The 5,816-nt window shown below is 59.2% G+C and carries 8 protein-coding genes; 6 read left to right on the forward strand and 2 right to left on the reverse strand.

All coding sequences use genetic code 11. The features are described 5' to 3' along the window. Window positions 1-13: 13 nt before the first annotated feature. Window positions 14-217: a YheV family putative zinc ribbon protein gene (locus tag AACS18_RS18600; RefSeq protein ID WP_005335287.1), complete on the reverse strand. Its 204-nt coding sequence runs from the start codon at window positions 215-217 to the stop codon at window positions 14-16. A gap of 39 nt (window positions 218-256) precedes the next feature. Between AACS18_RS18600 and AACS18_RS18605 the strand changes: the two genes are divergently transcribed. From AACS18_RS18605 to AACS18_RS18615, 3 genes are all read left to right on the forward strand, one after another. After that, complete coding sequence (locus AACS18_RS18605; protein ID WP_108612997.1) at window positions 257-916, forward strand: hypothetical protein; 660 nt, start codon at window positions 257-259, stop codon at window positions 914-916. Window positions 917-1,068: 152 nt separating this feature from the next. Beyond that, complete coding sequence (locus tag AACS18_RS18610; RefSeq protein ID WP_108612998.1) at window positions 1,069-1,968, forward strand: chemotaxis protein; 900 nt, start codon at window positions 1,069-1,071, stop codon at window positions 1,966-1,968. Between the two features lie 66 nt (window positions 1,969-2,034). Next, window positions 2,035-3,021 (forward strand): hydrolase, encoded by a 987-nt coding sequence (locus tag AACS18_RS18615; protein ID WP_108612999.1) that lies wholly within the window; start codon window positions 2,035-2,037, stop codon window positions 3,019-3,021. Here the strand turns inward: AACS18_RS18615 and AACS18_RS18620 are convergent. Further along, window positions 3,000-4,151 (reverse strand): GGDEF domain-containing protein, encoded by a 1,152-nt coding sequence (locus AACS18_RS18620; RefSeq protein ID WP_108613000.1) that lies wholly within the window; start codon window positions 4,149-4,151, stop codon window positions 3,000-3,002. The genes AACS18_RS18615 and AACS18_RS18620 overlap by 22 nt on opposite strands. A 97-nt stretch (window positions 4,152-4,248) precedes the next feature. Here AACS18_RS18620 and AACS18_RS18625 point away from each other — a divergent pair, with 97 nt between their 5' ends. From AACS18_RS18625 to AACS18_RS18635, 3 genes are all read left to right on the forward strand, one after another. Next, window positions 4,249-4,473 (forward strand): YheU family protein, encoded by a 225-nt coding sequence (locus AACS18_RS18625; protein WP_005335298.1) that lies wholly within the window; start codon window positions 4,249-4,251, stop codon window positions 4,471-4,473. Window positions 4,474-4,525: 52 nt separating this feature from the next. Further along, the gene (locus AACS18_RS18630) at window positions 4,526-5,395 is read left to right on the forward strand and encodes a phosphoribulokinase (protein WP_005335299.1); all 870 of its coding nucleotides are present in this window, start codon (window positions 4,526-4,528) and stop codon (window positions 5,393-5,395) included. 16 nt (window positions 5,396-5,411) lie between these two features. After that, on the forward strand, window positions 5,412-5,816 hold a 405-nt coding region (locus AACS18_RS18635), incomplete at its 3' end, for a hypothetical protein (protein ID WP_108613001.1).

Raw genomic sequence — 5,816 nt, forward strand, 5'->3', positions numbered from 1 at the left:
CGCCGTTCCCTTATCAGGGGCGAAACACCCCAATCACCTCTTCCGCCTCGCGAGTCTGCTTGTCGACCTCGGCGGGTGTTTGTACCTGGGTATCGCCACAGGCGACGCAGGTCACCTTCTCGACTCCATGCTCCAGATACAGCATCATGTTGTCCAATTTGCCGCACGCCGGGCAGACAGCACCGGCAATGAAGCGTTTTTTACGTCTGGTTTCCATATTTGTTACCTCCAGGCAGCATCATATCAGGGTTTTTACATGCATCACGCCATCGAGTATCACCATTTTTCCTGCCAGGGCCTGCACGCTGGCAACCGCAAACGAACTCCGGTCGGGCAGCTGTTGCGGATCACCCGGGGCGCCGCGCTGCTGAGACTGGGCCAACATGAGCTGTTGCTGCCGGCAGGAAGCAGCTTCTGGCTATGCGCCGATGCCCTTGCGGCCTTCAGCCCCCTCAGCGGTTGCGATTTCGATCTGCTGAGCGTCTCTTTGCGCGTGGCTCAGCCGCAGCAGGCTGGCTGGCTGCAGGCCACGCCCCTGCTCGATGCCCTGCTCGACTCGCTGGCTCTGTGGCAACGTCCGAAAGAGTGGCAAGGGGCCTACGGTCAGCGACTGCAGGTGATCCTGGATGAGCTGCAACAGTGCGCAATCAGCCAGCAGGGTCACGGTGAGCTGCAAGCCTGCTGGCAAGCGCTGGTCAATGGCCAACCGGAGTCTCTGCAACTGTGGGCACAACAAGCCGATGCGCCGGTGGAAGGGAGTGAATTGCAACAACAGTGGCAACTGCTGCAGGCGCTCAGATTGCTCAAGGGCGGCAGCAAGCCCGCGCAGGTTGCCAGCAAGTTGGGTTATACCGATGAGGCCGCGTTGCAAGCGGCCTGCCAGCAATGGGGCGTTGGCGAGGATGGCGATCAATAACCGGACGCCGATGGAATGCGCCAACGAAATTGGCTGAATGAGTCCAGTTTTTTGCCAGATGGTCGTTAACAAGGAAGGGCCATTCCCCCCGTAATCCTTTATGCTAGAGGCCTGAAGTGACTGCCAACGTTTCGACCAACAGGACATCTGCCATGACGAGCAAAGCCAATCAATCCCAGGGCATGTTGCTGTTTCACCTTTCAGCCAAACAATCTTTTGCCATCGGTACCCTCAAGGTGAAGGAGATAGTGCCCTACACCCAACTGACGGCAATGCCCCACTCGCACCCGACCGTGTTGGGGGCCGCCAATATGCGCGGCTCCACCATTCCGGTGATCGACATGGCGATGGCGGTGGGCTATCGCCCCATCAGCAAGGAGGAGATGCCCCACAGCTTCATCATCATTACCGACTGCCGCCGCACCCTGGTGGGCTTTCTGGTACGGGGCATCGACAAGATCACCGAGTGCAACTGGCGCGATATCGAATCGCCCCCCGCCTCTCTCGGTCACAATGTGTTCGTAACCGGCGTGACCCGGGTCAATGACCAGCTGATCCAGCTGCTGGATGTGGAGCTGATCCTCTCCCGGGTCTATCCGGATGATCCGAGCCACCTCTATCCGGTACTGACCGATGTGCAGCGGGAACGGATCAAGCCGATGCGGATCCTGCTGGTCGATGACTCTTCGGTCGCCCGCCGTCAGCTGATGGCCGCCCTCGACTACATCAATATCCCCTATGAGGTCTGCACCAATGGCAAGGATGCTCTGACCCTGATGCAGACGCGGGCGAGCCAGAAGACCCCGATCGACATTCTGGTGAGCGATATCGAGATGCCGGGGCTCGATGGCTACGAGCTGGCCTTCGAGGTACAGAGCGACAGCAAACTGGCGGGGGCCTACATCATCCTGCACACCTCGCTCTCCAGCGAGATCAGTGTGGAGCGGGCCCATCAGGTGGGTGCTCATGAGGCGCTGACCAAGTTCGAAGCCAATGAGCTGATCCAGGCCATGCTGCGCGGCGCCGAACATCACGATCGCCTGCTGAAATAAGCCAATGACTGGCGGGAGGAACACGCCTCCCGTCCTCCTTATCTTCGACCCAGACCGACTGACCCCATGCTGACCGAGAGCCACTTCCACGCCCCCTGGTGGGCACGCAATCCTCATCTGCAGACCATATTGCCCAAATGGCTGCGCCGCCCCCCTGCCCGTTTTGTGGCGGAGCGGTTTGAACTGCAGGATGGGGACTTTGTCGACCTCGCCTGGAGCGGGGAAGTCAGCCTTGATGAACGGCCGCTGATAGTGGTGTTTCACGGGCTGGAGGGGAGCATTCACTCCCACTATGCCAAGGGATTGTTCGCCCATCTGCAGCAAGAGGGCAGAGAGGCTGTGCTGATGCACTTTCGCGGTTGCAGTGGCGAGCCCAATCGCCACCTGCAGGCCTATCACTCCGGCGCCATCGGTGATGCGCAGGAGCTGATTACCGAGCTGAGCCAGCGCTTCCCGAGCAAACCGCTGATCGCCATCGGCTTTTCACTGGGTGGCAATATGTTGGTCAATCTGCTGGCGCGGGGCTGTCCTGCGGCATTGAAAGCGGCGGTGGTGGTCTCGGCCCCGCTGCAACTGGCAAGCTGCGCCGAGCGGGTCAATCAGGGCTTCTCGAAGGTCTATCAGAACTATCTGCTGCGCACCATGCGCCGCAACCTGCTCAACAAGATCAGCCAGCAGCAGAAAGCGAGTGAGCGCTGGCAACCTCGACAAGTGGAGCAGATTGCCACCCTGCGCGATTTTGACGAGCTGGTTACCGCGCCGCTGCACGGCTTTCACAGCGCCACCCACTACTACCAGAGCTGCTCCGGACTACCGCTGCTGGCTCAGATCCCCATCCCTACCCTTATCCTGCACGCCGCCGACGATCCCTTTATGTCACACGCGGTCATTCCCCGGCCGGAGCAACTCTCGCCCACGGTGCGCTATGAGTTGAGCCAGTGCGGCGGCCATGTCGGCTTTCTGCACGGCACGCCCTGGCGGCCACGGTTTTGGCTGGATGAGCGGATCAGTCGCTGGATTGCCGAACAGAGTCACTCTGCAACACAGAACTGATTGCGCCCCAGCTCCTTGGCCCGATAGAGCGCCTGATCGGCACGCTCCAGCAACTGGCTCGCCCCTTCACCGGACACTGTGCTGGCAATCCCCTGACTCACCGTCACCCAGGGGGCAACATCGGACGCCAGATGCTCCAGCTGCAGGCTGGCCAAGCCATCTTGCAGCCGCTGCGCCACGCTGGCCGCCGCCTGACGGTCGGTATTGGGCAGCAGCAGCACAAACTCCTCCCCGCCATAGCGGGCCACCAGATCAGATGGCGTGCGTACCGCACGGTTGAGCGCTTGTGCCACCTCCTTGAGGCACATATCCCCCACCTGATGGCCGTAGTGGTCGTTGAAGCGCTTGAAATAGTCCACATCGATCAGGATGAGCGATAGCGGAGCGCCGCTCTCCTGGCTATGGGCCAACGCGCGGTCCAACTCGATATTGAAATGCCGCCGGTTGGCGGCACCGGTCAGAGGATCTTGCTTGGCGAGCTGATCAAGTTTGCGCAGCAGCGTCAGATTTTCATGCTCCCGCATGATCGCCAACTCAAACCAGCGGTGCAGCATGCGGCGGCCGACCTCCAACACCACCAGACCACAACCCAATCCCAACATGTATAACTGCGGAAAATCTACCCGCAGGTAAAGCTCATTCCATATCCCTAACAGCAATGAGCCAAACACATACCCGTAAAATACCTTCCACGAAGGATAGAAAGCGATCATCGCGGCTAACAGGTTGAGGCGCATGATGCCATTTGAAAAACTGAGCCCGCCTCGCAGCTCGACCTGCCCCAACGTATAAAGATGAACAGCCCACACACAGCCCCAGACAAGGGTGACCTGCGAGGCAGCCCGCAACCAGGCCCTGTCATTGAGATAATCGCAGAACAACCCGATGACAGGCAGCAGCAACAGCGCCACCATGACAAAGCCCAACTCACTCTGAAAACGCCATGGAAGAGCGCTGTCACTGGCCAGACCGGCCTGTCGATAGACTTCGTAGCGTATTGCAAGAAACAACACCATCAGCCATTGCAGTAACCAGAACCACACCATGCCGCGACTAATCGCGCGGCGACTGGCCTGAGCCAAATGCTCCACCAGGGTTATTGGCGCGCTGCGTTGCGCTTCAGACAACATCTCTCAGACTCCGGTGAAAAGGTAAAAAGTGATTGCATTCGCGGGATTCAACACAACAATAGCCTGACGATCACCTCTTTTGCTGTGAGACCTTTAAATGATCATTCCCTGGCAAGAACTGGACGGCGACACCCTGACCAACCTGATCGAACACTTTGTGTTGCAGGAAGGTACCGAGTATGGGGAGCAGGATGTGCCGCTTGGCGTCAAAGTGGACGCGGTAAGAGAGCAATTACAGCAAGGCAAGGCAGTCATCGTCTATAGCGAGCTGCACGAATCGGTGAATATCGTGATGAAAGACCGCTTCATCGAGCAGTCTTGACCCAACCGCAATCCGGACCTTATAACGGAATTCCCAAGGAAGAGAGAATCCCATGTCGGCCAAGCACCCCATTATTGCTGTTACCGGTTCGTCCGGTGCCGGCACCTCCACCTCCACCAACGCCTTTCGCTCCATGTTCCATCAGCTGGGATATACCGCGGCTGTGGTGGAAGGTGACAGTTTTCACCGCTACACCCGACCGGAAATGGATGTAGCGATCCGCAAGGCGCGTGAACAGGGGCGCCACATCAGCTATTTTGGCCCTGAGGCCAATGACTTCGGGCTGCTGGAGAGCTTTTTCCAGGGCTATGGCCAGGATGGCAATGGCCAGTATCGCCGCTATCTGCACAGCTTTGACGAGGCAGTGCCCTTCAACCAGATGCCCGGTACCTTCACCCCCTGGCAGCATCTGCCCAGCAATACCGATCTGCTGTTTTATGAAGGGCTGCACGGCGGCGTGGTCACCGAGGATCACAATGTGGCGCGCCACGTGGATTTTCTGATAGGCGTAGTGCCCATCGTCAACCTGGAGTGGATCCAGAAGCTGATCCGCGATACCTCGGAGCGAGGGCATTCCCGCGAGGCGGTGACCGACTCCATCGTTCGCTCCATGGATGACTACATCAACTTCATCACCCCGCAGTTCTCGCGCACCCATATCAACTTCCAGCGAGTACCAACGGTGGACACCTCCAACCCCTTCAGTGCCAAGGTGATCCCGAGTCTGGACGAGAGTATGCTGGTGATCCGGTTTCGCGGCATCAAGCAGGTGGATTTCCCCTACCTGCTGTCGATGATCGATGGCTCATTCATGTCGCGGATGAACACCATAGTGGTGCCGGGTGGCAAGATGGGCTTTGCGATGGAGCTGATCCTGCGCCCGCTTATCCAGCAATTGATCGAAACCGGCAAAATAACCTGATTCAAAGGAGTTCACGATGCGGCTTGCTTATCTCTCTGTGGCACTGCTCGCCCTGCTTGGCGGTTGCAGCAGCGGGCCGGCGGCCCCCACGCTGGAGTCCGGCACCATGCTGGTTCGCCCGATGGGCAACTGGACCTATGGTGCAACCCCCCGCTACGCCCTGGCCGAGCAGTATCAATTTGCCGGTGAGTTGGCGGAAGGGTGGCTGGAGCCGATGCAGCAGGCGGTAAGCCGGGAGCTCAATGGCAAGGGGTGGCAGAGTGCGCCGCTCGACGAGGCGGATCTGTGGGTCGCCATCGGCGTCGCGGGCGGCAAGGATATGAGTGACGGCGAGATATTCGCGCGCCTTGGCATGACGCCCGGGGTATATGCCTCGGCCAACCAGCGCAAAGGGTCGCTGGCCATCGTGCTGCTCGATCGC

Origin of the sequence: Aeromonas sp. HMWF015, assembly GCF_963878965.1 — a bacterium.
Taxonomy (GTDB): domain Bacteria; phylum Pseudomonadota; class Gammaproteobacteria; order Enterobacterales; family Aeromonadaceae; genus Aeromonas; species Aeromonas veronii.